Raw genomic sequence first — 23,003 nt, 5'->3', positions numbered from 1 at the left:
TAACGCGGGCACGCGGCGGGGAAGGAGCGTTCGGCGAAAGCTGGACGGCCCCGAATGAGCATCTGGTCGAGCCGTCACCTGGACGGATGATCTGTGCCGTCTCGGTTTGTCATGCACCTCTGCGCATATGAGCATCTGGGCATGACGACTGTTGAGCACGCTCCGGCGGAAGTGCATCGCCACACCCACGGCCCCGGCTGCGGCCATGACGCGGTCGTGCACCGGGACCACGTCGACTACCTGCACGACGGCCATGTGCATCGGGAGCACGTGACCGACGACGGTGTGCACTACGACGAGTGCGACAAGTGCCGCTGCGCGCACTGCGCAGACTCATGCGCCCAGTGCGTTTGTGCGGACTGCGACTGTCCGACGTGCAACCACGCGATGTGTTCGTGCAACGGTTGTGCGGACGCGTGCGCCAACTGCACCTGCGCCGATTGCACCTGCCCGACCTGCGCCCATGCGGCGTGACGGCTCAGCCGAGCGAGCACGCCTTGCCGTTCAACGCGAAGGCGCCGGGCGTGACGGTCGAGCCCTCGGTGTTGAAACGGAACGTCACTGAAGAACCCGCGTTGAGCGGTGACGGGCCAGAAGAGCTCATCGCGACGACGTCGGCCCCGCGCTGGAACACAGACGCGCCGAAAGCCTGGCCGACCTTCTGGCCGCCGGAGAACTTCCAGGTCAGCATCCACTGCGGCACGGACGCCTGCGTGGTGTTGCGGACGGTGATCTCGACGTGGAACCCGCCCGTCCACACCTTGAGGATGCCGTAGGTGACCGCGCAGTCCTTCTTCGCCGCGGGTGGGGCAGGTGGCGGTGGGGTCGTGGTCTGGGCGGGTGGGGGCGGGGGAGCGGCGCTCGTCGTGGACGTCTTGCACGGCGGGCCCCACAGGCCCAGGCCCGCGGTCGCGGCGGACTTCTCGACCTCGGTGAGCACCAGGTCGTCCTTCTCCGCGCGCGCCACGCCCTTGCTCACGGCCAGCGCGGCGAAGTCGTCGTTGTTGTTGAGCCGCAAGCTGATCGACGACTCCGATGCCCGGCTGTAGCGCACCGGCTTGCCCAGCAAGGTGTCCTGGGTGAACTTGAGGGACGTGGCGGACCAGCATTCGTCAGCCGCCGCCAGGCCGAGGATCCGCGCTTCGAGGCCGTTGGACAACTGCACGGTCCTCGCGTCGACCACCCCTGCCACGACCTCCAGCGGTGGGGGCTGCACGGTGACGTGTTGTGGTGAGGACGGGGACGATCCGGGCGACGCCGGGTCCGAGGAACCGGTCGTGCACGCCGCCACGATCAGCACCGCGGCCGGCGTGTAGAAAACCGGGCGGTACCGGTAACGCAATCTCATCGTTCCCCCACGTGGAGCTGAGCTCGCCTTTTCGGCGCGACGAGCGAAGGGGATCGTAAGTATTTCGGTGGTTGGCGGAAAGCCCTTCCCGGATTTTGAAACTGATTCGTACCGCAGGGGTCCATTTCGACTGCATTCGATTCGAATGCGTTCGACAGTCGGCCGACGCGTGCGTTGTCACGGAGGTCGGCCGACTGCCGAACTGCTGGTCCTACCGGGTCAGTTGTACTGGGCCCGGCAGTGCTGCGGACGGATCCGTTGTGGTTTGACGCTCTCCAGCGTCGGCACGACGGGGGCGATCGTCCCGTCGCGGTTGAAGACGAGCTTGTCGATCGTGGTCTCGCGGTTCATGCCGTCGCCACCGGGGATGGCGAAGCGGTGGTAGACGAGGTACCAGTCATCGGTGCCGGGCACCTGGAGCATCGAGCTGTGCCCGGTGCCCTTGATGCCGAGCTTCGTGTCCTTGCTGAGGATCAGGCCCTTGTTCGTGAACGGGCCGGTCGGGCTGGAGGCGGTCGCGTAGGCGACGCGGTAGTCCTCGCTGCGGGTGTCGTCGATCGACCAGCTCAGGTAGTAGGTGCCCTTCCGCTCGACCATGAACAGACCCTCGCGGAAGTCCGTCAGGCCGTTGATGCGGGAGATCTTGGCCGGGTCGTAGGAGATCATGTCGTTGTTGAGCGGTACGACATAGGCCTCGCCGTTGCCCCAGTACAGGTACGGCTGACCGGATTTGTCGATGAAGACCGCCGGGTCGATGGCCTGACCGCCGCCGGGGTTCTTCGCGATCAGCGGCTTGCCGGAGTCGACGAACGGCCCGGTCGGCGAGTCGCTCACCGCCACGCCGATCTTGGCTTCGGCGCAGAAGTAGAAGTAGTACTTGCCGTTGCGCTCGGTGATCGTGGGCGCCCAGGCGTTCTTGTCCGCCCAGCTCACGTCCGGTCCGAGGTCGAGGATGACGCCCTCGTCCTTCCAGTCGACGAGGTTCTTCGACGACCAGGCGGAGAACTTCGTGCCGCTCCAGCCGGGGAACCCGTCGGTGGTCGGGTAGATGTAGTAGGTGTCGCCGAACGCGACGACGTTCGGGTCCGCGTTGAGCCCCGGCAGCACCGGGCTGCGCATCTCGCGGGCCTCCACCGTCCACTCACGACGGTCGCCGGACGCGTTGGTGACCGTGAACTTCTTGGGCTTGCGCAGGTCGACCGTCCCGCCGGGCTTGATGGACGAGCCCGGTGCGAGACCGAACCTGGGCGTGAGCCGCCACAGGTCGGTGCCCGGCTTCACGGGCAGCACGACGGTGCCGGCCGCGGAGTCGATCACCGCGGGAACCTTGAGCGAGGCGAGCTCCACCGACGTGATCACGGTGCTGTTCGACGGCAACCCGGCGACCTCTGCACCGGACAGAGCCCGGTTGTAGAGCCGGACGTCCTTCATCTTGCCCGTCAGCGTCTTGTCGGCCGCGTAGACCGAGCGGCCCAGGTAGTTCGCCGCGGTGACACCGCCACCGAGGTCGGAGGGTTTGGTGGTCGCGTTGGTGTTGCGGCCCACCTCCCTGCCGTCGAGATAGAGCACCTCGACACCGTTGCCGACGGTCAGCGTCACGTTCTTCCAGACACCGCGCGGTAGTGCGCTGCCGGAGTCGACACCCTGCTCGGTGCTCCAGTTCCCGGTGGCGATGGCGCCGCGGTAGTTGTTGCCGGTGCTGAACAGGTAACCGTTGCCGACGCCGTCCGGTGCGGTGTTGCCGAACCCGTACAGGAAGTAGGGACTCTGCTGGTTCGGGTCGACGAGCACGTCGGCGGACACCGTGGCCGCCGCCGCGCCGGTCAGCATGTTGTTGGGCAGCTGGACGTGCCCGGTGCGGCCGCCGAACTGCAGGGCGCCGCCGGACCAGCTCACGTCACCGGCGAGCGCGCCGTCGTAACCGTGGCCGGTGGCGTCCGCGGCGACCTGGCCGGACGTCGCGTTGAGCGGCCAGTGCGCGACCAGGCCCTTGCTGTCCGCGCGGACCGGGGCCGGGGGAGCGGTGAGCCGGTTCAGCTCGGCCTGCGTCACCGGGAGCACGGTTCCGTGCCGGGGCGACGCGGGCAGCCGGGCACCGGTCGACATGGTCCACTTGCCGGAGGCGAGGTCGGTGGTCTCGAACGGCACGTAGCCGCGGCCGCCGAACTCGTCGATGAACAGGTACCACTTGTTCTCGGTGTTGGACTTGAAGCCGGTCGGACCTTCACCCGCGGACAGCCCGGGGCTGGTCGAGGTGGCCTTGCCGATGCACTCCGCCACGAAGTCGTACGAGGTGTCGAGCAGGTCGGTCGCCTTCTCCGCGGTGATGAACTTGCTGCACGGCGTGGTCGACGTGTTGTTGCGCTCGTCCTTGGTGTACCGGTAGTAGGTGCCACCGTTCTCGATGATCGTCGAGTCGATCACGGAGTAACCGGGGTCGATCCACACCTTCGGCGCGCTGAAGGAGACGAAGTCACGCGTCGTCGCGTACATCATCCGGTTGTAGCTGTTGCCGGTGTGGCCGGGATCGTTGTCCGCGTACAGCTTCGACGCCCAGTAGACGACGTAGGTGCCGCGCTTGGCGTCCCAGAAGGCTTCCGGTGCCCACGTGTTGCCCGCGGTCGGCGGCGACACCTGCACGCTGCGCTGGCGGGACCAGTGCGAGAGGTCCGTCGACTCCCAGACCATGATCGACCGGCTGCCGCTGCGCTGGGCCGCGTCCCAGCCGCGGCCGCCGTTGATCTTCAGATCCGTTGCCAGCAGGTAGAACTTGTCCCCCTCGGGGGAGCGCAGGATGAACGGGTCGCGCACGCCCAGCTCACCGAGGCTGGACTTCAGGATCGGCTGGCCGTTGTTGACCTCGGCCCAGTCCAGCGGGTTGTTGCCCTTGCTGGCGGCCGCGTAGATCTGCTCGCCGTTCGGGCTGCCCTCGCCGGTGAAGTAGAAGAAGCTGTAGCCGGACAGGGGTTCCTTGGCCGGCAGCGGGGCGACCGTGGCCGTCAGCTTCCTCGTCGTGCTCTGGTACCCGAGGCTCACCTTTGCCGTCAGCACGACCTTCGCCGGCTTCGCTCCGGTCGCCGGGCGGGTGACCTCGCCGGTCGGGGTGATCAGGGACCGGTTCGACGACGTCCACGTCACTAAGGTGCCGTCGAGACCGGTCGACGGCAGGGTCAGGTGTCCTCGCACATCGTCGATGTTCGGTACGGACAACGCCTCGGCGGCGGTTTTGACCACCGACTCCGCCGCGTTGGCCGGCACGGGGATCAGGGCGGCCGAGACCGCTATGACGACGCCGAGACGCCGCAGGGATAACAACATCGTTGTTGTCTGCCTTCCGAGTTAAAAAAGGGGGTCAGGCCCTTCTCTTGGTCCAGACGTCGTAGGCGACCGCCGCGAGCAGGACCAGTCCCTTCACGAGCATCACGCGCTCGCTGGGAGCGCCGATGAGCGACATCCCGTTGTTGATCACACCCATGATCAGGCCGCCGGTGATGGCGCCGACGACCTTGCCGACACCGCCCTGCACCGCGGCACCGCCGATGAACGCGGCGGCGATGGCGTCCAGCTCGAACGCCGTTCCCGCGGTTGGCCCCGCCTGGTTGAGGCGGCCGGCGAAGATCACGCCGGCGAGCCCGGCCAGCGCGCCCATGTTCACGAACACCCAGAACGTGACGGCCTTGACCTTCACGCCGGACAGCGTGGCGGCCTGCAGGTTGCCGCCGATCGAGTAGATGTGCCGCCCGAACACGGAGTTGTTGGCCATGAACGAATAGCCGAGCGCCAGCGCCGCGAGCAGCACCAGCACCCACGGCAGGTTGCGGAACCGGGCCAGCTGCACCACGACCGCCAGCACGACGAGCGCGAAGCCGGCGAGCTTGAGCACGAACACCGGCATCGGTTCGACGGTCTGGCCGTAGCCGAGCCGTGCCGTTCGCTTGCGCCACTGGGAGAACCCGAACCCGGCCACGCACGCGAGTCCCGCCAGCAGGCTCACCAGGTCGGCGCCACCGAGCGGGCCGAGACCGATGTTGCCGAGGTATCCGCCGGTGAAGCCGTTGGCGAGGGACCGGATCTCGTCGGGGAACGGCCCGATGCCCTGGTTGCCCAGCGTGGTCAGGGTGAGCGCGCGGAACACGAGCATGCCGGCCAGCGTCACGATGAACGCCGGGATGCCGAAGTAGGCGATCCAGTAGCCCTGCGCCGCACCGATGAGCGCACCCGCCACCAGCGTCAGCAGCACGGCGATCGGCCACGGCAGGCCCCACTTGACGGTCAGCACCGCGCAGACCGCGCCGGTCAGCGCCACGGTCGAGCCGACGGACAGGTCGATGTGGCCGCCGATGATCACCAGGATCATGCCGATGGCGAGGATCAGCACGTACGAGTTCTGCACGATGATGTTGGAGATGTTCTGCGGTTGCAGCAGAGCGCCGTCGGTCAGGAACGCGAAGAGCACGACGATCAGCGCGAACGCCACGTAGATGCCGGACTGCCGCAGGTTGATCGTCATCGTTCCTGTCCTCGGGTCATGTGCTGCATCAGGAGTTCCTGCGTGGCCTCGGCGCGGCTCACCTCAGCGGTGATCCTGCCCTCGGACAGCGCGTAGATCCGGTCGCACAGACCTAGCAGCTCTGGTAGTTCGGAGGAGATCACCAGCACGGCCTTGCCCTGTGCGGCAAGGGAGTTGATGATCGAGTAGATCTCGTACTTGGCGCCGACGTCGATGCCGCGCGTGGGTTCGTCGAGGATCAGCACGTCCGGGTCGGTGAACATCCACTTGGCCAGCACGACCTTCTGCTGGTTGCCACCGGACAGGGTGCCGACCTGGGTCGACACGGCCGGTGTGCGGATGCCCATCGAGCGGCGGAACTGTTCCGCGATCGAGAACTCCTCGTTCTCGTTCACCCAGCCGCGGGTCGCGAGCTTGTCCAGCGCCGCCGCGGAGACGTTGCGCTGCACGCCCTCGATCAGGTTGAGCCCGTACCGCTTGCGGTCCTCGCTGACGTACGCGAGTCCGTGGCGGATCGCGCCCCGCACGGTCCTGGTGTCGATCTCCGCGCCGTCCTTGACGACCCGGCCGGAGATGCCGGTGCCGTACGAGCGGCCGAATACGCTCATCGCGAGCTCGGTGCGACCGGCGCCCATCAGACCGGCGAGGCCGACGATCTCCCCGCGCCGCACTGACAACGACGCGCGGTCGACCACCACGCGGTCGGGCTGGGCGGGGCTGTGCACCGTCCAGTCCTCGATGCGCAGGATCTCGTCGCCGATGTCCGGCGTGCGCGGCGGGAACCGGTGTTCCAGGTCGCGGCCGACCATGCCGGCGATGATCCGTTCCTCCTGCAGCCCCTCGGCGGGCAGGGTCTCGATCGTCTTGCCGTCGCGGAGAACCGTGACGGTGTCGGCGATCCGGATGACCTCGTTGAGCTTGTGGGAGATGATCACCGAGGTGATGCCCTCCTCCCTCAGCCCGTCGAGCAGGTCGAGGAGGTGCTGCGAGTCGTCGTCGTTCAGCGCCGCGGTCGGTTCGTCCAGGATCAGCAGACTGACCTCTTTGGACAGTGCCTTGGCGATCTCGACCAGCTGCTGCTTGCCCACGCCGAGGTCGTTCACCGGCGTGGTGGGGTTCTCGCGCAGGCCGACGCGGTCGAGCAGGGCCTGCGCCTCGTGGTTGGTGCGGTTCCAGTCGATGAACCCGCGCCGCGCTCGTTCGTTGCCCAGGAACAGGTTCTCCGCGACGGAGAGCTGGCCGCACAGAGCCAGTTCCTGGTGGATGATCACGATGCCGCGCTGTTCGCTGTCGCGGATGCCGTGGAACGCGCAGGGTTCGCCGTCGAAGACGATGTCCCCGTCGTACGTGCCGTGCGGGTGCACCCCGGACAGCACCTTCATCAGCGTGGACTTCCCCGCGCCGTTCTCTCCGCAGATCGCGTGGATCTCACCGCGCCGCACGCTCAACGAGACGTCGTGCAGCGCGGTGACTCCCGCGAACCTCTTGGTGATGCCGTGCATCACCAGGATGTCGTCGGACACAGGACTTACCTGAGCTGGTCGGCGGTGTAGTAGCCGGAGTCGATCAGCTCTTTCTGGTAGTTCGCCTTGTCGACCGGCACCGGCTGCAACAGGAACGACGGCACGACCTTGACGCCGTTGTCGTAGTCCTTGGTGTTGTTGACCTCGGGCTTGCCGCCCTTGAGCACCGCGTCGGCCATCTTCACCGTGATGTCGGCGAGCTGACGGGTGTCCTTGTGGATCGTCGAGTACTGCTCACCGGCGATGATCGACTTCACCGACGCGACCTCGGCGTCCTGCCCGGTCACGATCGGGTAAGCCTGGCCGCCCGTGCCGTATCCGCCGCTCTTCAGAGCGGACAGGATGCCGATCGAGATGCCGTCGTACGGGGAGAGCACGCCGTCGACCTTGGCACCGCCGTAGGAGGACGTGAGCAGGTCCTCCATCCGCTTCTGCGCGGTGGCAGGGTCCCAGCGCAGGATCGCGACCGTCTTGAAGTCCTTCTGTCCGGACTTCACGACGAGCTTGCCCTGGTCGATCAGCGGCTGCAGCACGGACATGGCGCCGTTGAAGAAGAACGTGGCGTTGTTGTCGTCCGGTGAGCCCGCGAAGAGCTCGATGTTGAACGGGCCCTCACCACGCGTCTTCAGCCCGGCCAGCAGTGAGTTCGCCTGCTCCACACCGACCTTGAAGTTGTCGAACGTCGCGTAGTAGTCGACGTTCGGACTCTTCCGGATGAGGCGGTCGTAGGCGAGCACCGGGATCTTGGCGTCCGCGGCCTGCTGCAGCTGCGAGGTGATCGCGGTGCCGTCGATCGACGCCACGATCAGAAGCTTGGCGCCCTTGGTGATCTGGTTCTCGAGCTGGTTGGCCTGCGTCGGGATGTCGTTCTCCGCGTACTGCAGGTCGACCTTGTAGCCCTTCTCTTCGAGGGCCTTCTTGATGTTGTCGCCGTCGTGGATCCACCGTTCCGACGACCGGGTCGGCATGGTCACGCCCACCAGAGCGCCCTCGGCCGACCCGCTCTGCTTGTCGGCCGTCTTCTCCGCCGATCCGCAGGCGGTGAGGGTGAGGGTGAGCGCGGCGGCGGCCGCGATCTGGGGAAACCTCATTGGTTCTCCTCGGTGTGTCCGGTCACGCGTGGCACGAGTGCCACCGGCGGCGAGTGTTATCGCTAACATCTCTGTCGTCAAGACTGGTGAGGAGCCGAGACCAAATTGATGTTAGCGCTCACAGAGGAACACCTGGTGGAGTCCGTTGGGCGCAGGTCTGCCGGCTGACCGGGAGCTCGTGGACGCCGTGGTCGAGCTCGCCGTGCTCGAACGGGATCTGGTCGATGGCCGTCGCGAGTTCGATCGCCGAAGCGATCACCCTCTGGTCGTCGGTCTCCCGCCGCAGACCGCCGTGGGCGAACCGAACCGTGACCGCGAGGACCAGTCCTGCCCGGACTGGTCCTCGGTCGTCGTGCGTGTTCACCTTCAGGCGATGCGGAGACCTCGGCGCAACGCCTCCAGCTCGTCGGTGAACATCCGGCGGGAGATCGCCGCGCTCTCGACCAGTGCGGAACCGTGGAACGTGCCGGGGTAGAGGCGCAGCTCGGCCTGCACACCCGCGTGCGAGAGGCGCCGGGCGTACTCGATGCCCTCGTCGCGCAGCGGATCGAACTGGCAGACGGTCACGTACGCCGGCGGCAGCGCGGACAGGTCCTCTGCCCGTGCCGGTGCCGCGTAGGGCGACACGTCGTCGCCGCCCGGTTCGGTGCCGAGGTAGCTGGTCCAGCTGAAGATCGCGTTGGGCCGGTTCCAGAGCGGGGTGTCGACGTACTCGCGCATCGACGGGGTGTCGAGCCGGTCGTCGAGCTCCGGGATGCCGAGGTACTGGAAGCAGAGGGCGGGTCCGCCGCGGTCGCGGGCCAGCAGTGCCACGCCGGCGGCCAGTCCGCCGCCGGCGCTCTCGCCGCCCACGCCGAGACGGTCCGGGTCGATGCCCAGCTCGGATGCCTTGGCCGCAGTCCACTGCAGGGCGGCGTAGCAGTCCTCGACCGGAGCCGGGAACGGGTGTTCCGGCGCGAGCCGGTAGTCGACCGAGACGACCACGATGCCGAGCGCGTCGACCACGCGCAGCACGTGCGCGTGGAACATGTCGAGGTCGCCGAGCACGAAGCCGCCGCCGTGGATGTAGAGCAGGCCCGGCGACGCACCTTCGTGGTTCGCCGGCGTGTAGATCCGCACCGGCACGTCGGGGGCGCCGGACGGACCGGGAACCGTGGTGTCCCGGACGTCGACGGGGTTGGCCGGCTCGTAGGTCGGCAGCACGCCGAGCATCTCGGCCTGGCGGGCGCGGGTGGCCAGCAGCGTGGCGTGGTCGGGCAGGCTCACGGCGGGCATCATGTCGAGCCAGGGGAGCAGCTCCGGGTCGATGGCGTAGGTCATGTCTCGATCCTCTGCTCGCGGTGTCGGTGCAAGCATCCGACACGTGGCGGGGAACGGCGCCCTCGGACGCGCCACACGGCGGGGCGGTGAGTGGCTATCGTGACGTCATGAAGGGCCTGTTGCTGCGCCTGTCCGGACTGGACGCCGACGCCGAGAGCGCGGTGCGGGTGATCGGGTTCTTCGACCGCCTGATCACCGAACGCGCGGGCCTCGACGCCCTGGTGCGCAGCACGGCCGAACTGGCGGGGTGCCCGGTCGGACTGCACGCGCCAGGACAGGGTCTTTCGTTGCGCGCGGACACGGGCGCCGGTGTCACCGTGGCCAAGCAGGTGCCGGCGCGAGCGGCCGTCCGTCCCCTCGAGGGCGGGGTGCTGGTCTGGGTCGCCCGCGAGGGCACGCCCGCGCCGCTGGACGACATGCTGCTGGAACGGTTCGCGATCGCCGCCGCCGTGCTGCTGGAGCACTCCAGCGTGCCGTTGCCGGAACTCGGCGATCCGGCCCTGGTGGAGCTGGTGCTGTCCGAAAGCGTTGGCACCGCCGAACGATCTCGCGCGCTGCACCTGCTCGGCATCGCCGCCGCGGCCCCGCTGCGAGTGCTGGCGACGACCGGAGACCTGCCAGGACGATCGGTGCTCCTGGGCGGCGTGCGCGCGGTGCTGAGCGCGGAGGTGCCGAAACTCCCCGAGGCCCGAGTCGGCGTCGGCCCGGTGGCACCCGCGATCGACCTGGCACGGTCCTGGAAAGCCGCCAGGACCGCGTTGCGGTTCACCGCCGACGTCGAGCCGGTCGTGTGGTGGGAACGGCTCGGCGGTCTCGCTCTTCTGGCCGACCGCCTTTCCGCCGCGGACGTCGCCGCGATCGAGGACGTGCGCGCACTCGACAGGCTGGCCGCGGAACCGCACGGCGCGGACACGGTGGCGACGCTGGACGCGTTGTGCGCGAACGGTTCCGTGCGCAAGGCCGCGGCCGCCGTGCACCGTCACCACAGCACGATGACCACACGGCTGGCCCGCGCGGAGTCGGTGCTCGGGTTCGAGGTCGACTCGGCAGCGGGCCGGTTCCGGTTGCACCTGGCGCTGATGCTGCGGCGGTTGCGGGAGAACGCGGACTGAGATCAGGGCGTCGAGATCGTCGCCGGCCGCGACGATCTCGACCTGGCTCGTCCTTCAGGCGACCTCTCGCGCCCGCGTCCCGATCTCCTGCCGCGCCAGGCGGGCCTGCTTGGCCATGTTCCACCCCAGCACGCCGATCACCTCGCCGTCGCGCCGATACCGCACGACGAAGCGGCGCCCGGCCACGTCGCCGTCCACAACGGACACCTCGGCGTCGGCGGAGGGCGTTCCGTGGACCTGGATCTTCGCGTCGAACTGGTCGGTCCAGAAGTACGGCACCGGGGTGTAGGCCGTGTCCGCGCCGAGGATGTTCTGCGCGACGGCGATGGCCTGCTCGGTGGCGTTGGTGCGGTTCTCCAGCCGCACCATGTGGCCGAGGGTCTCGTGGTGCCAGCGGGCGACGTCGCCGGTGGCGTAGATGCCGTCGGCAGCGCGGCAGCGGGAATCGCACACGACGCCGTTGCCGAGCGTGAGTCCGCTGTCCTGCAACCACTCCGTCGCCGGTGCGGAGCCGAACGCCACCACCACGACGTCGGCGGGCAGCACCTCGTCCGTCTCCAGTCGCACTCCGGCTACCCGGCCGTCCTGCGAGACGAGGCCCGTGACGGCCACGCCCAGCCGCAGGTCGACGCCGTTCTCGGCGTGCAGGTCGGCGAGCAGGCCCGCGGCGAGCGGACCGACCTGCAGGGCCAGCGGGGCGTGCTGCGGGCCTACCAGGGTGACCGCCACGCCCATGCCGCGGGCGGTCGCCGCGATCTCGGCGCCGAGCACGCCGTCGCCGACGACGACGGCCTGGGTGCACTTGGCCAGGTCCTCGCGCAACGCCAGCGCGTCGTCCACGGTGCGGAGGGTGTGCACGCCGGACAGGCGGTCCTGGCCGGGAAAGGTGCGCGGCCGCAAGCCGGTGGCCACCACGACGTTCTCCGCGGTGAAGGCCTGGCCGGACGCGGTGCGGACGGTGCGTGCGGCGGCGTCGAGGCTCACCGCGGCGTCGCCCAGCACGAACTCCACGTCCAGGCCGTGCAACGTCTCGGCCGGTCGCAGCTGGGCCTTCTCGGGCGCCCAGCTGCCGGACAGGACCTGTTTGGACAGCGGCGGCCGGTCGTAGGGGAGGTGCCGCTCGGCGCCGAGAACCGTCAGCCGGCCGGTGTAGCCCTTGCGGCGCAGGGCTTCCGCGGTGGCGAGGCCAGAGGCGGAGGCGCCGACGACCAGCACGCTGCCGGGCGCGGTCACTCCTGCACCACGATGGCGGCGGCGGGGCACACGCTGGCGGCCTCGCGGACGAGGTCGTGCAGGTCCTGCGGCGGCGCCTCGTCGAGCAGGACGACGATGCCGTCGTCGTCGCGCTGGTCGAAGACGTCGGGGGCGAGCAGCACGCAGGTGCCCGCTCCGCAGCACTTGTCCTGGTCCACGGTGATCTTCATGTGCGTTGGTTCCTTCTACGAGTCGTTGGTGACCGGGGCCAGCCAGAGCCCGACGAGGGCGTCGATGAGGCCGGTCGCGGCGTCGTGCCAGGTGGCACGAGGGGTGGGGGCGTCCTCGGCGAGTGCGCGCTCGCGCTCGGCGATCATGTGCACGAGCAGTTGCCGCGCCATGTCCTTGCGCTCGGCGCGCACGTCGTCGGGGAGGTCGGGCAGGCAACTGTCCAATCCGGACAGAAGGCGCGTCAGGGACGGCGTCTGCGTCTCCTCGACGAGGATCGGCCGCAGGACGGGGTCCGTCATGACCTGGGCACCGAACCTGGCGAACCACGTGGGACTGCCCACGGCGGCCAGGTGGTCGGTGACCGGCCGCACGAGGCAGGCGATCCAGTCCCGCAGTTCGGTGCTGTCACCCACCTCGGCGACCGCGCGGGCGCGGATCTCCTCGATCCGGGCGGTGTGCTTGCGCGCGATCGCCCGGACGAGATCGGCTTTGGTGCCGAAGTGGTAGCCGACAGCCGTGTTGTTGCCCTGCCCGGCAGCTTCGCTGACCTGGCGGTTGGACACGGCCAGCACCCCGTCCTCGGCGAACAGTCGTTCGGCCGCGGTCAGGATCAGTTCGCGGGTCTGCGCCGCCCTGGAGGGGCTGTTGTCGACCTTGGTCATCTTCTCACCATCGCACCGGTAGTTCCACGAGCCCGCCGACGACGAGGCCCTCGACTCGACGCAGATCATCCACCGGCACCGCCAGCTCCAGCGACGGGAGTTTGCGCAGCAGCACCTCGAGCGTGGCCTGAAGCTCGGTGCGGGCCAGTGGCTGGCCGATGCACGCGTGCGCACCCTGACCGAACGCGAGGTGCTGGTTCGGGCTGCGGCGCAGGTCCATCTCGGCGGCCCTGTCGAACACGGTCTCGTCGCGGTTGGCCGCGCCCATGCTGCACATCGCGGTGGTGCCGGCGGGCAGCACGACGCCGCCGATCTCGATCTCCTCGCTGATGAAGCGCGACATGCCGAGGCCGCCGTTGGCGTCCATCCGCAGCGCTTCCTCGACCGTGGTGCGCACCAGCGAGGGGTCGCCGAGCAGGTCCTCCCAGAGCCGCCGGTCCGCGAGCAGCATCGCGACCATCTTGACGATCATGTTCGCGGTCGTCTCGTGCCCGGCGATCAGCAGGCCCATGCCGGTGGCGATCAGCGTCGTGTCGGACATCGGCTGCTCGTCGAGCAGGAGGGCGCTGAGGATGTCGTCACCGGGGTTCGCCCGCTTGGCGGCGATGTGCCCGCCCATGTACTGCCAGAACTCGCGCTGGGCGGCGTCCATCTCCTCCTGGGTGAACTTCGTCATGCTGAGCATCACGTCGGACCAGTGCGAGAAGCGGTCGCGGTCGGCGTCGGGCACGCCGAGCATGTCGCAGATGACCCAGACGGGCAGCGGGAAACCGAGGCCCGCCTTGAGATCGGCTGGTCCGCCCTTGGCCACCATGTCGTCGATGAGCTGCTCGGCCATCGCCGCGATGCCCGGCCGCAGCGCGTTCATCCGCTTGGCGGTGAACCACTTGCCGATGCTGCGCCGCCACGTCAGGTGGCCCTCGCCCTCCTGCGGGATGGCCGTCGCCATCTCGCTGTTGAAGATGCCGCCGTCCTCGCTGTCCGCCATCCGCGCGCCACCGTCGCCGGGAGTCGGCCGGGTGAAGCGGGGATCGGACAGGACCTGCTTGACGTCCTCGTGCCGGGTGAGCAGCGCGGCCTCGTCACCGCTGGCGAGTTTCACGTGTGCCACCGGGCATTTCGACCGCAGCTCAGCCCACTCGGCGGGTGGTTCGAGAGCGGCGTCGACCGGGAACGGGAAACGCGGCAGATCGTCTACTTCGGACATTCGGGAGTTCCTTCGTGGTGGGAGGCGTCTCTTTTTCACCATGCCCACCCGGGATGCTTTAAGTCAAGCGACTGACTTACACTGGGAACGTGCTCCTCGAAGAGACGCGTCCGGTGACGCGCCCGAACGTTGTCGTGGCCGTGCTGGCGATGGGCGGCATCGTCGTCTCGCTGATGCAGACGCTGGTGATCCCCCTGTTACCGAGATTTCCGCAGCTCCTGGGCTCGTCGCCAGGCGACACGGCCTGGGTGATCACGTCGACGCTGCTGGCCAGCGCGGTCGCGACACCCGTCATCGGCCGGCTCGGCGACATGTTCGGCAAGCGCCGGATGCTGCTGGTCAGCCTGGTCATGCTGGTGGCGGGCTCGGTGATCGCCGCGCTCAGCTACTCGCTGCCGCCGATGATCGTCGGACGCGTGGTGCAGGGACTCGCCGTCGGCGTGATCCCGCTCGGCATCAGCATCATGCGGGACGAGCTGCCGCTGGAACGGCTGGCCGGGGCGACCGCGCTGATGAGCGCCTCGCTGGGCGTAGGCGGAGCGCTCGGCCTGCCCGCGGCGGCGTTCCTGGTCGAGCAGAGCGACTGGCACATGCTGTTCTGGACCTCGGCGGCGGCCGGGGTGATCGTGCTGGTCGCGGTCCTGATCGTGGTGCCCGAGTCGCCGGTGCGCAGCGGTGGCAGGTTCGACTTCCTCGGCGCGGCAGGGCTTTCGGTCGCGCTGATCTGCCTGCTGCTCGGCGTGTCCAAGGCGTCCTCGTGGAACGCCGGTGCCACCACGTGTCTGTTCGTCGTGGCAGCGGTCGTGCTCGGGCTGTGGGGCTGGTGGGAGCTGCGGTCGTCACAACCACTGGTGGACCTGCGCACCACCGCGCGCCGGCAGGTGTTGCTGACCAACGTCGCGTCGTTGGTCTTCGCGTTCTCGATGTTCGCGCAGTCGTTGGTGCTGCCGCAGATCCTGCAGCTGCCGGCGTCCACCGGTCACGGCCTCGGGCAGTCGTTGCTCGTCACGGGTCTGGTGCTGGTGCCGTCCGGACTGGTCATGATGGCGACGGCGCCGGTGTCCGCCCGGATCACCACGGCTCGCGGACCTCGCGTGACGCTGATGCTGGGCGCCATCGTGGTCGCTTTGGGGTACGGCGCGGGCGTTTTCATGATGACCGCGGTGTGGCACCTCGTCGTCGTGTCGGCCGTGATCGGTGCCGGCATCGGCCTGGGTTACGGCTCGATGCCCGCCCTGATCATGGGCGCCGTGCCGACGTCGGAAACCGCCGCGGCCAACAGCCTCAACACGCTGATGCGCGCGATCGGCACGTCGGTCTCCAGCGCGGTCGCGGGCGTGGTGCTCACGCAGGTGTCGATCCCGTTCAGCTTCGAACTGATCATGGGCCTGGGCGCCGCGACCGCGCTCGTGGCGTGCGTGGTCGCGGCGTTCATCCCTCGGGTCAGCCGAAGAACTCCGTGAGCGCACGCGCGACGGCGTCGGGTGCCTCCTCGGCGAGCCAGTGCCCGGCGCCGTCGACCTGCACGGCCTTGCCGTCGACCGCGATGTTGGGCAGCGCCGCGACCATCTGCTCGTAGGACAGCACGGACGCGAGCCCCAGCACCGGCGGCGTCAGCTTGGCGTACGTCTTGCCGTCGGCGATGTCCTGGTGGAACGCCTGGTACCAGCGGTTGCTCGCGCGGATGGCCTCCGGCGAGTTGTAGGCCCGCGCGTAGATCGACCTGGAGCGCTCGTCGATCGCGTCCGGGTTGAACGCGGTGTTCGCGAACAGCCAGTCGATCAGGAACCGGAACCGCCCGGCGAGCAACTGCTCCGGCAGCGTCTGGACCTGGTTGAACGCGAACCACCACAGGCTGAACTGGCCGGGCGGCGGCAGCAGCGGGATCTGGTAGTAGCTCTCGTCGGGGTGCAGCACGTCCAGCAACGCCACCTTGCGGGTGGCGGCGGGGAAGTTGGCCGCGAAGCTGAACGCGACCTGGCTGCCGATGTCGTGCCCGGCGAGGCCGACCTTCGCGTACCCGAGCTTCTTGACCAGCTCGTGGATGTCGGTCGCCATCGTCTTCTTGTCGTAGCCGCCCTGAGGCTTCTCCGAGCCGCCCATGCCCCGCAGGTCGACCGCGATCACCCGGAACTTCGTGGCGAGCGCCGGCATGATCTTGTGGTACTCCCACCACGTCTGCGGCCAGCCCGGCAGCAGCACGAGAGGTTCGCCGCGCCCGCCGGTGACGTAGTGCAGGCGCACCCCGTTGACCTGGGCGTAGTTGTGCTGGAACCCGGGAAGGTTCGCCTCGCGGGTGTTGTCGGCGGAGGCCGCGCCGGTGCCGGCGGCCCCGGCGAGTGCGGCGCCCGCACCCAACGCGAACACGCTGCGTCTGTTCAGCTCTGACATCTCGGTAACCCCCAAGCTCCGGCCCGGCCCGCGCCGAGCGCCGGTAGAGCCTAGGCCGAGATGGCCGCGTCACCGGGAAAGTTGGTACGCCACAGTTGGCCAGACCTCGCCCTTGATCTCACGGTCCTGGTCGCGGGCGGGATCGCGGACGAACCCCGCGCGTTCGGCCACCTTGCGCGACCCGAGGTTGTCGCGGTGGGTCCACAACCGCAGCTCGTCGGCCGCGTGGTTCGCGAAGATCCACGCCACGAACTCGGTGAGGGCTCGGGTGGCGAGACCCCTGCCGCGGGCGTGGGCGGCCACCAGGTAGGAGACGTGGCCGATGCCGTTCTCGACGTCGACCGCCATGTTGCCGCAGCGCTCACCGTCGTCCTCGATGCAGAACGACGCCACGTCGGGGTCCGCCGACCTGGCCACGACGGCCGCGGCGACCTGGTCCGCGGTGATCGTGGGCGGGTCGGCGGTGAAGCGTTGGACCTCGGGGTCCTTGGTGGCCTCCGCGTACCAGGCCGCGTCCTCGACCGTCCACTCACGCAGCCTCACGAGAGCTCGGCCGAGTCGGTGAGGTTCAGCTTGCGGCGGGCCCGCTGGTAGAACGTCGTCATGCCGAGCCGCACCACGCGGGCGGCACCGGCCCTGCCCCGCAGCGATACCCGGTCACCTGCCTCGACGTAGCCCGCGACCATGCCGTCCACCTCGACGGCCAGCCGGCCGCTGGACGGCAGCAGGTCGAGCTCCACCTCGTCGTGGACCGACAGCACGATGCCGCGGCTGTAGGCGGAGTGCGGTGCGGCCGGGGTGACGAGCAGGGCCTCGACGGACGGGCTGGTGATCGGCCCGCCCGCGGAGAAGCTGTACGCGGTCGAGCCGGTCGGGGTCGCGACGATGACGGCGTCCGCGGCGTAGCTGACGAACCGCTGCCCGGCCACGCGGACGGCGACCCGCGCGCTGCCGTCGCCGGGGACGCGGACCACGGCGATGTCGTTGAAGGCGGTGACCTTCTGGTCGCCGAACGTCGCGTCGACGGCCAGACGGGGTTCGACGGTGAAGTCGTGGGCGTCGATGGCGGACAGCGCGGCGGGCAGGTCGGGGACGTCGACCTCGGCCAGGAAGCCGAGTTTGCCCAGGTTGACGCCCAGGACCGGGGCCTTCTCGCCGTCGGCCATGCGCATGGCGCGCAGCATCGTGCCGTCGCCGCCCAGGCTCACGAGCAGGTCGGCGCGGCGGCCGAGCTCCTCCGCGGAGACGGGGGTGGCCTCGCAGCGGAGGCGCTGGATCTCGTCCTTGATGCCGAGGATCTCGACACCGCGCTTGGTCGCCCAGCCGAGCACGGCCTCGACCGCAGCGGCGGAGTCTCGTTGCGGGTGCAGCACCAGACCGGCGGCGTGCACGTCAGTTCGTCTTCTGTCGAGTCACGTGGTCAGTCTGCCGAATTTCGCCGGGTCGTGTCGGGCCGAAGTGCGCCACTGTGGACGTGCGTGCGTCGTGGAGGTTCCTCGGCCGAACGGCTGATGTTCGGCCCGCTGAACCGGCCGTTCGGCGAACGGCGTTGACCTTGAGGAGGAGTTCGCGGACCCGAGCGGTTTCTAGGTTGGCCGCATGACCATCCTCCTGTCCGATCCGGTCGTGCGCACCATGCGTGTGCTCGACAACGGAGAACCCCTGGTACCGCTGATATTTGCGCCTGACGTGCTGGTCAGGCAGGGGCTGGCGGAGCGGTTGGTGGAGGCGCGCGCCGCGCTGCCGTCCGGTGTGGACCTGCGGGTGATCGAGGGACACCGCAGCATCGCCGACCAGAGCGCGATCATCGAGCGGTACACCGGTGAGCTGCGGGAGCTCCACCCGTCGGCCGACGCCGTCGAACTGGACCGCCTGTCGAGCCGCTTCGTCGCACCGCTCGCCGTCGCCCCGCACGTCGCCGGCGCGGCCGTCGACCTGACGCTGGTCACGTCGTCGGGTGCGGAGCTGTGGATGGGCACGGAGGTCGACGCCACGCCCGAGGAGAGCGACGGCGCGTGCTTCTTCGACGCCGATGTGGACGGGGAGGCGCGCTACAACAGGACCGTCCTGGCCAATGCGTTGAGCGGCGCCGGGCTGGTCAACTACCCCACGGAGTGGTGGCACTGGTCCTACGGCGACCGCTACTGGGCGTTGCTCAGCGGTGCTGACCACGCCGTCTACGGACCAGTGGAGGTGCCTGCGTGGGCGCGCTCGTGACGAGCCTCCGCCAGGTGTCGGCGGCGCCCTCGCTCTCGGTCGACCTCGCCGCGGTGGCCGCCAACACGAGGCGGTTCGTCTCGCTCGTGCGCGGTTCCGTCATGGCGGTGGTGAAGGCCGACGGGTTCGGGCACGGGCTCGGCGACGCCGCCCGCACCGCGGTGGCTGCGGGTGCCGGCTGGGTCGGGGTCACGTCCCTGGCCGAGGCGGTGGCGGTGCGGGAGTCCGGTGTGGACGTTCCGGTGCTGAGCTGGCTCAACCCGGTGGACGTCGACGTCAGGTCGGCAGTCCGGTACGGGATCGACCTCAGCGTGCCGAGTCTGGAGCACCTCGCGGCGATCGAGCGGGCCGGGCCGGTGCGCGTGCACCTGCAGCTGGACACGGGGATGGCGCGCGACGGTGCCGCGCCGGACGAGTGGCTGGCGTTGATGTCGGCGGCTCGTCGCGCCGAACTGGCGGGGAAGGTCTCGGTCGTCGGTGTGATGGGGCATCTGCCCTGTGCCGACACGCCGGGAATGAACGAGGCGGGGAAGCGGGCGTTGCTGCGCGGCGTGGAGATGGCGCGGCAGGCGGGGTTGCGGCCGTCGGTGCGGCATCTGGCGGCCACGAGCGCGGCGTTGACGGACCCCGGCAGCCATCTGGACGTGGTCCGGATCGGCGCGGGTCTGGTGGGGATCGACCCGTCCGGGACCACCCGGCTGCGCTCCGCGTTGCGGTTCACGGCGCCGGTGGTCCAGGTGCGGAGGGTGCGGGCCGGCGTCGGGGTCGGCTACGGACATGCGCACGTGACCGAGCGCGCGACCACGTTGGCGCTGCTGCCGGTCGGTTATGCGGACGGGGTGCCGCGGGCAGCTTCGGGACGGGCCGAGGTGTTCGTCGGAGGTCGCAGGCGGCCGATCGTCGGGGTGATCTCGATGGACCAGGTCGTGGTGGACGTGGGGGACGACGTGGTGGAGCCGGGGGACGAGGCCGTGGTGTTCGGAGCTGGGGACGACGGTGAGCCGACGGTGGGCGACTGGGCCCGGTGGGCGGGAACCATCCCGCACGAGATCGTGACCGGCATCGGCGCACGGGTGCAGAGGTTTGTGCGATGACGGGCGTGTGTGAACGCGTGGTGGGGTTCGGTGCGCGGGGGCGTGCGGTCATGGGCCCGCCTGGTGTTCGTGGCGGACGTGCATGCGGTGGCGGTCTCGCCCATGCAGATGCCGAGGTTTGTGCGATGACTATTGCTTCAGTGCTGACCAATATCAATCTTGCGCGTGGGGTGCGGCGATGAGGGGAATCAGGGTCGCCGTCATCGGCGGCGGACAGAACTGCGAGCACGACGTCTCCGTGGCGTCGGCGGCGTCGGTGCGGTCGGCGCTCGACCCGGCCAGGTACGAGGCCGTGGCGCTCACGATCGGCCGCGACGGCCGGTGGTACGGCGGGAACGGGCAGGTCCTGGGCACGCTGACGTCCGGCAGCCTGGCCGCCGCGATCGACGTGCTGGCGAGCTGCGACGTGGTGTTGCCGCTGGTCCACGGGCCGCTGGGCGAGGACGGGACGCTGGCCGGCCTGTGCGAGCTGGCGGGCGTGCCGTACGTGGGCTCGCCGCTGCGGGCCGGTGCGCTCGCGATGGACAAGTGGGCCACCAAGCTCGTCGCCGAGGCCGTCGGGGTGCGCACGGCGAAGGCCAGGCTGGTCACCAACGCGTCCACTGTGGACTTCACCGGCCCGGTCGTGGTGAAGCCGGTGGCGGCGGGGTCGAGCTTCGGCGTCACGCTCGTCGACCACGAGGCGGATCTCGAACCCGCGGTGCGCGAGGCGTTGAAGCTGGACGACCGCGTGCTGGTCGAGGAACTCCTCGAAGGCAGGGAGATCGACATCGCGGTGCTCGACGACCCGGACGAGGGGCGCCGGACCGGGCCGCCGCTGGAGATCCAGGTCCCTGGCCTGTTCGACACCACCCAGAAGTACGACGGCAGTGCGACGTTCGTGATTCCGGCGCCGTTGGCCGACACCGAGCTCAAGGGGCTCGAAGACGCGGCACTCGAGGTCTACGAGGCGCTCGGCTGCCGTGGGCTGGCCAGGATCGACTTCTTCCTGACGAACGACGGCCTGGTGCTCAACGAGGTCAACACCATGCCGGGCATGACGGCGGAGTCGCAGGTGCCCAAGATGTTCGCGGCCGCCGGACTGTCCTATCCGGACCTGCTGGACAAGCTCATCAGGGGAGCGATGCGGTGAAGCGCATCGCCGGGCTGGACGTGTTGCGCGGCATCGCGATTCTGCTGGTGATGCTGCGGCACGCGTTCCCTGACGTGTTCCCCGGCGCCGGTGTGGTCGGCGTGGTCGTGTTCTTCACCTTGAGCGGCTACCTGATCACCGGCGTGCTCGCGAGGGAGCTGGGGAGCAAGGGGCGCGTCGACTTCAAGCGGTTCTACCTGCGCCGGGCACGCAGGCTGTTGCCGGCGTTGATCGCGCTGACGGTGGTCTTCGTCGTGGTGACGCTGGTGTTCGACCCGTTGGGGGAGCGGGACAGGCTGGTCCGGACGGTGCTGGTGCTGCTGACGTTCACCGGCAACCTGCCGATCGGCGGGGTGAGCCCGGCGGCGTTCCACGGCTGGACACTGGCCACCGAGGAGCAGTTCTACCTGCTGTGGCCCGCGTTGCTGGCGTTCGCGTGGGTGCGCAACCGGACGGGCGCGGTGCTGGTCGTCACGGCGCTCGGGGCGCTCGCGGCCTGCACGGCGACGCTGATCTGGTTGTGGCCGAACGCGGACAACGCCTACGCGCTGCCGACGTCGTGGTTCGTGTGCTTCGTGATCGGCGCGGCGACGAGGCTGAAGCTGACCAGCGCGCCGCGGTGGATGGTGCCGATCGCGCTCGTCGGGCTGGCGGTGTTGTCGGTGATCCCGTTGCGGGGCCACCCGTTGACGTACCTGGTCGCGGGTCCGGCGATCGCGGGCTGCACGGCGGTGTTGCTGCTGGTCTGGTCGAAGTGGGAGCAGGTGGCGACGCCGATCCGGCCGCTGGTGGCGCTCGGGGTGTTGTCGTACGGCGCCTACCTGTGGAACTACCCGCTGACGTTGTGGCTGCGGCCGGAACTGGGCGCCGCCGCCGGACCGATCGCGGCGGTGCTCACGGTCGTGGCGGCGGCGCTCAGCTGGCGTTACGTGGAGGAACCGGTCATGCGGCGAGGTAACCGTTCACCAGCGTCCGCCAGGCTTTCTTGACGTGCCAGCCGTCGGGCTCGCTGGGGTCGAGGTAGTAGATGCCGTGCGTGCACGGGTTGGTGCCGTTGAGCCGGTAGGTCCACCACGCCCAGCCGATGCCGTTGTCCTGGAAGGCTCCCAGCACGTCGCGGGCCTTCCCCTTGGCGACGGCGTCGTCGTTGCAGCCCTCGATGCCGACCTGGTTGATCCACACCGGTACTGAGTGCGCGGCGCGGAAGTCGGTGATGACCTTGATCCGGTTGAGCGGGTTCTCGAAGATGAAGTAGTTGCAGGTGTAGATGACCTTCGGGTCGACCGTGGTGTAGGCGCCCTCCAGGTGACTGCAGCTGTAGTTGTCGTTGGGCCCCACCACGATCGGCGTCCGGCGGTCGATGCCGCGGATCACCCCGATCATCTCGTCGTAGAACGCCCGCACGTGGGCGTCGTCCTGACCGACGGGCTTGGGCTCGGGAAGGATCTCGAACGCGCCGATGTACGGCGTGGCCTTGTACTTCCGCACGAGGAACTGCCAGACCTCTTTGAACTCCTGCTTCATCACGGGGTTGGTCCAGAAGTTGTCAGGGCGCCCACCCGCGCCCTGCCCGTAGTCGGAGTCGACGAACAGCGTGATCCACAGGCCGGCCGAGCTCGCCTGCTCGATGGTCCTGTCGAGCAGGTCGAGGTGTCCCTGCTTGATGTGGCTGGGGTTGTTCGGGTCGGGGTCGCGGCTGTCCACGTCGTCCTTCCACTCGCCCCACCAGCGCAACGGGATCCGCACCGAGTTGGCGCCCGCCGTCACGTGGTCGCCGGGGTCCTGCGGCCCGACGGTGCCCCAATGGCCCCAGTTGTAGCCCCGCAGCACGATCGGGTTGCCGGACGGATCGACGACGTTCGCGCCCGACACCGAGAGTCGTGCCGGCGCCGCGGACGCCGGAACACTCCCCAACAACAACCCCCCGGCCGGCGGCCCCCCCAAAACAACCAATCAGAGAGTACAAAAGCA

21 protein-coding genes are annotated in these 23,003 nt (G+C 69.2%); 6 read left to right on the top strand and 15 right to left on the bottom strand.

Translation table 11 applies throughout. From position 1 onward, the window contains the following. Positions 1-478: 478 nt before the first annotated feature. The 7 genes from ACWGE0_RS03555 to ACWGE0_RS03525 form a co-directional block, all read right to left on the bottom strand. Positions 479-1,348, bottom strand: a complete 870-nt coding sequence (locus ACWGE0_RS03555) for a cellulose binding domain-containing protein (protein WP_452259306.1) — start codon at positions 1,346-1,348, stop codon at positions 479-481. 219 nt (positions 1,349-1,567) lie between these two features. Further along, positions 1,568-4,666, bottom strand: coding sequence for a family 43 glycosylhydrolase (locus ACWGE0_RS03550; RefSeq protein WP_452259305.1), 3,099 nt, complete (start codon positions 4,664-4,666; stop codon positions 1,568-1,570). A 34-nt stretch (positions 4,667-4,700) separates the two neighbouring features. Next, positions 4,701-5,858 carry a multiple monosaccharide ABC transporter permease gene (gene mmsB / locus ACWGE0_RS03545; RefSeq protein ID WP_452259304.1) on the bottom strand — a complete coding sequence of 386 codons (1,158 nt, stop codon included), beginning with the start codon at positions 5,856-5,858 and terminating at the stop codon, positions 4,701-4,703. Further along, the gene (gene mmsA / locus ACWGE0_RS03540) at positions 5,855-7,360 is read right to left on the bottom strand and encodes a multiple monosaccharide ABC transporter ATP-binding protein (RefSeq protein ID WP_452259331.1); all 1,506 of its coding nucleotides are present in this window, start codon (positions 7,358-7,360) and stop codon (positions 5,855-5,857) included. The genes mmsB and mmsA overlap by 4 nt, the downstream gene beginning before the upstream one ends. A gap of 26 nt (positions 7,361-7,386) precedes the next feature. Continuing rightward, complete coding sequence (gene chvE, locus ACWGE0_RS03535; RefSeq protein WP_452259303.1) at positions 7,387-8,472, bottom strand: multiple monosaccharide ABC transporter substrate-binding protein; 1,086 nt, start codon at positions 8,470-8,472, stop codon at positions 7,387-7,389. Between the two features lie 118 nt (positions 8,473-8,590). Next, complete coding sequence (locus ACWGE0_RS03530; RefSeq protein ID WP_452259302.1) at positions 8,591-8,836, bottom strand: hypothetical protein; 246 nt, start codon at positions 8,834-8,836, stop codon at positions 8,591-8,593. A 2-nt stretch (positions 8,837-8,838) separates the two neighbouring features. Beyond that, positions 8,839-9,792, bottom strand: a complete 954-nt coding sequence (locus tag ACWGE0_RS03525; RefSeq protein ID WP_452259301.1) for an alpha/beta hydrolase — start codon at positions 9,790-9,792, stop codon at positions 8,839-8,841. Positions 9,793-9,899: 107 nt separating this feature from the next. Between ACWGE0_RS03525 and ACWGE0_RS03520 the strand changes: the two genes are divergently transcribed. Continuing rightward, entirely contained in the window at positions 9,900-10,904 is a 1,005-nt protein-coding gene (locus ACWGE0_RS03520; protein WP_452259300.1) for a PucR family transcriptional regulator, read from the top strand. Between the two features lie 54 nt (positions 10,905-10,958). Here the strand turns inward: ACWGE0_RS03520 and ACWGE0_RS03515 are convergent, their stop codons facing one another. Genes ACWGE0_RS03515 through ACWGE0_RS03500 form a run of 4 tightly spaced genes read right to left on the bottom strand, consistent with a single transcriptional unit; the run spans position 10,959 to position 14,198 of the window. Beyond that, positions 10,959-12,137 (bottom strand): NAD(P)/FAD-dependent oxidoreductase, encoded by a 1,179-nt coding sequence (locus ACWGE0_RS03515; RefSeq protein WP_452259299.1) that lies wholly within the window; start codon positions 12,135-12,137, stop codon positions 10,959-10,961. Next, a complete protein-coding gene (locus tag ACWGE0_RS03510) occupies positions 12,134-12,328 on the bottom strand; it encodes a ferredoxin (RefSeq protein ID WP_452259298.1) in 195 nt (64 codons plus the stop codon). The genes ACWGE0_RS03515 and ACWGE0_RS03510 overlap by 4 nt, the downstream gene beginning before the upstream one ends. A gap of 15 nt (positions 12,329-12,343) precedes the next feature. Next, complete coding sequence (locus ACWGE0_RS03505) at positions 12,344-12,991, bottom strand: TetR/AcrR family transcriptional regulator (RefSeq protein ID WP_452259297.1); 648 nt, start codon at positions 12,989-12,991, stop codon at positions 12,344-12,346. Positions 12,992-12,995: 4 nt separating this feature from the next. Next, complete coding sequence (locus ACWGE0_RS03500) at positions 12,996-14,198, bottom strand: cytochrome P450 (protein ID WP_452259296.1); 1,203 nt, start codon at positions 14,196-14,198, stop codon at positions 12,996-12,998. A gap of 89 nt (positions 14,199-14,287) precedes the next feature. Between ACWGE0_RS03500 and ACWGE0_RS03495 the strand changes: the two genes are divergently transcribed. Then, entirely contained in the window at positions 14,288-15,661 is a 1,374-nt protein-coding gene (locus ACWGE0_RS03495) for an MFS transporter (RefSeq protein WP_452259295.1), read from the top strand. On the opposite strand, the gene ACWGE0_RS03490 is transcribed toward ACWGE0_RS03495, so the two are convergent. The 3 genes from ACWGE0_RS03490 to ACWGE0_RS03480 all read right to left on the bottom strand — a co-directional run bounded on the left by ACWGE0_RS03490 (position 15,642) and on the right by ACWGE0_RS03480 (position 17,980). Further along, a complete protein-coding gene (locus ACWGE0_RS03490) occupies positions 15,642-16,589 on the bottom strand; it encodes an alpha/beta fold hydrolase (RefSeq protein ID WP_452259294.1) in 948 nt (315 codons plus the stop codon). The two genes, ACWGE0_RS03495 and ACWGE0_RS03490, sit on opposite strands and share 20 nt — an antisense overlap. A 69-nt stretch (positions 16,590-16,658) precedes the next feature. Further along, on the bottom strand, positions 16,659-17,132 hold the full coding sequence (locus tag ACWGE0_RS03485) for a GNAT family N-acetyltransferase (protein WP_452259293.1): 474 nt from the start codon (positions 17,130-17,132) through the stop codon (positions 16,659-16,661). Continuing rightward, positions 17,129-17,980 carry an NAD(+)/NADH kinase gene (locus ACWGE0_RS03480; protein WP_452259292.1) on the bottom strand — a complete coding sequence of 284 codons (852 nt, stop codon included), beginning with the start codon at positions 17,978-17,980 and terminating at the stop codon, positions 17,129-17,131. The genes ACWGE0_RS03485 and ACWGE0_RS03480 overlap by 4 nt, the downstream gene beginning before the upstream one ends. A 208-nt stretch (positions 17,981-18,188) precedes the next feature. On the opposite strand from ACWGE0_RS03480, the gene ACWGE0_RS03475 reads away from it, so the two are divergent. The 4 genes from ACWGE0_RS03475 to ACWGE0_RS03460 all read left to right on the top strand — a co-directional run bounded on the left by ACWGE0_RS03475 (position 18,189) and on the right by ACWGE0_RS03460 (position 22,021). Beyond that, the gene (locus ACWGE0_RS03475; protein WP_452259291.1) at positions 18,189-18,806 is read left to right on the top strand and encodes a M15 family metallopeptidase; all 618 of its coding nucleotides are present in this window, start codon (positions 18,189-18,191) and stop codon (positions 18,804-18,806) included. After that, on the top strand, positions 18,791-19,900 hold the full coding sequence (gene alr / locus ACWGE0_RS03470; protein ID WP_452259290.1) for an alanine racemase: 1,110 nt from the start codon (positions 18,791-18,793) through the stop codon (positions 19,898-19,900). The genes ACWGE0_RS03475 and alr overlap by 16 nt, the downstream gene beginning before the upstream one ends. Before the next feature lie 178 nt (positions 19,901-20,078). After that, positions 20,079-21,032 (top strand): D-alanine--D-alanine ligase family protein, encoded by a 954-nt coding sequence (locus ACWGE0_RS03465; RefSeq protein ID WP_452259289.1) that lies wholly within the window; start codon positions 20,079-20,081, stop codon positions 21,030-21,032. After that, positions 21,029-22,021: an acyltransferase family protein gene (locus ACWGE0_RS03460; RefSeq protein WP_452259288.1), complete on the top strand. Its 993-nt coding sequence runs from the start codon at positions 21,029-21,031 to the stop codon at positions 22,019-22,021. The genes ACWGE0_RS03465 and ACWGE0_RS03460 overlap by 4 nt, the downstream gene beginning before the upstream one ends. On the opposite strand, the gene ACWGE0_RS03455 is transcribed toward ACWGE0_RS03460, so the two are convergent. Then, positions 21,975-22,946 carry a glycoside hydrolase family 5 protein gene (locus tag ACWGE0_RS03455; RefSeq protein WP_452259287.1) on the bottom strand — a complete coding sequence of 324 codons (972 nt, stop codon included), beginning with the start codon at positions 22,944-22,946 and terminating at the stop codon, positions 21,975-21,977. The two genes, ACWGE0_RS03460 and ACWGE0_RS03455, sit on opposite strands and share 47 nt — an antisense overlap. Positions 22,947-23,003: the final 57 nt, after the last annotated feature.

This window comes from Lentzea sp. NPDC054927 (assembly GCF_053610285.1).
This window is presented reverse-complemented; position numbering and strand designations above follow the sequence as displayed.

What these genes read in the sequence shown, in the direction of transcription:
- ACWGE0_RS03555 (WP_452259306.1), bottom strand. Translation starts at nt 1,348, where the DNA reads ATGAGATTGCGTTACCGGTACCGCCCGGTTTTCTACACGCCGGCCGCG.
- ACWGE0_RS03550 (WP_452259305.1), bottom strand. Translation starts at nt 4,666, where the DNA reads ATGTTGTTATCCCTGCGGCGTCTCGGCGTCGTCATAGCGGTCTCGGCC.
- mmsB (WP_452259304.1), bottom strand. Translation starts at nt 5,858, where the DNA reads ATGACGATCAACCTGCGGCAGTCCGGCATCTACGTGGCGTTCGCGCTG.
- mmsA (WP_452259331.1), bottom strand. Translation starts at nt 7,360, where the DNA reads ATGCACGGCATCACCAAGAGGTTCGCGGGAGTCACCGCGCTGCACGAC.
- chvE (WP_452259303.1), bottom strand. Translation starts at nt 8,472, where the DNA reads ATGAGGTTTCCCCAGATCGCGGCCGCCGCCGCGCTCACCCTCACCCTC.
- ACWGE0_RS03525 (WP_452259301.1), bottom strand. Translation starts at nt 9,792, where the DNA reads ATGACCTACGCCATCGACCCGGAGCTGCTCCCCTGGCTCGACATGATG.
- ACWGE0_RS03520 (WP_452259300.1), top strand. Translation starts at nt 9,900, where the DNA reads ATGAAGGGCCTGTTGCTGCGCCTGTCCGGACTGGACGCCGACGCCGAG.
- ACWGE0_RS03510 (WP_452259298.1), bottom strand. Translation starts at nt 12,328, where the DNA reads ATGAAGATCACCGTGGACCAGGACAAGTGCTGCGGAGCGGGCACCTGC.
- ACWGE0_RS03505 (WP_452259297.1), bottom strand. Translation starts at nt 12,991, where the DNA reads ATGACCAAGGTCGACAACAGCCCCTCCAGGGCGGCGCAGACCCGCGAA.
- ACWGE0_RS03500 (WP_452259296.1), bottom strand. Translation starts at nt 14,198, where the DNA reads ATGTCCGAAGTAGACGATCTGCCGCGTTTCCCGTTCCCGGTCGACGCC.
- ACWGE0_RS03490 (WP_452259294.1), bottom strand. Translation starts at nt 16,589, where the DNA reads ATGTCAGAGCTGAACAGACGCAGCGTGTTCGCGTTGGGTGCGGGCGCC.
- ACWGE0_RS03475 (WP_452259291.1), top strand. Translation starts at nt 18,189, where the DNA reads ATGACCATCCTCCTGTCCGATCCGGTCGTGCGCACCATGCGTGTGCTC.
- ACWGE0_RS03465 (WP_452259289.1), top strand. Translation starts at nt 20,079, where the DNA reads ATGAGGGGAATCAGGGTCGCCGTCATCGGCGGCGGACAGAACTGCGAG.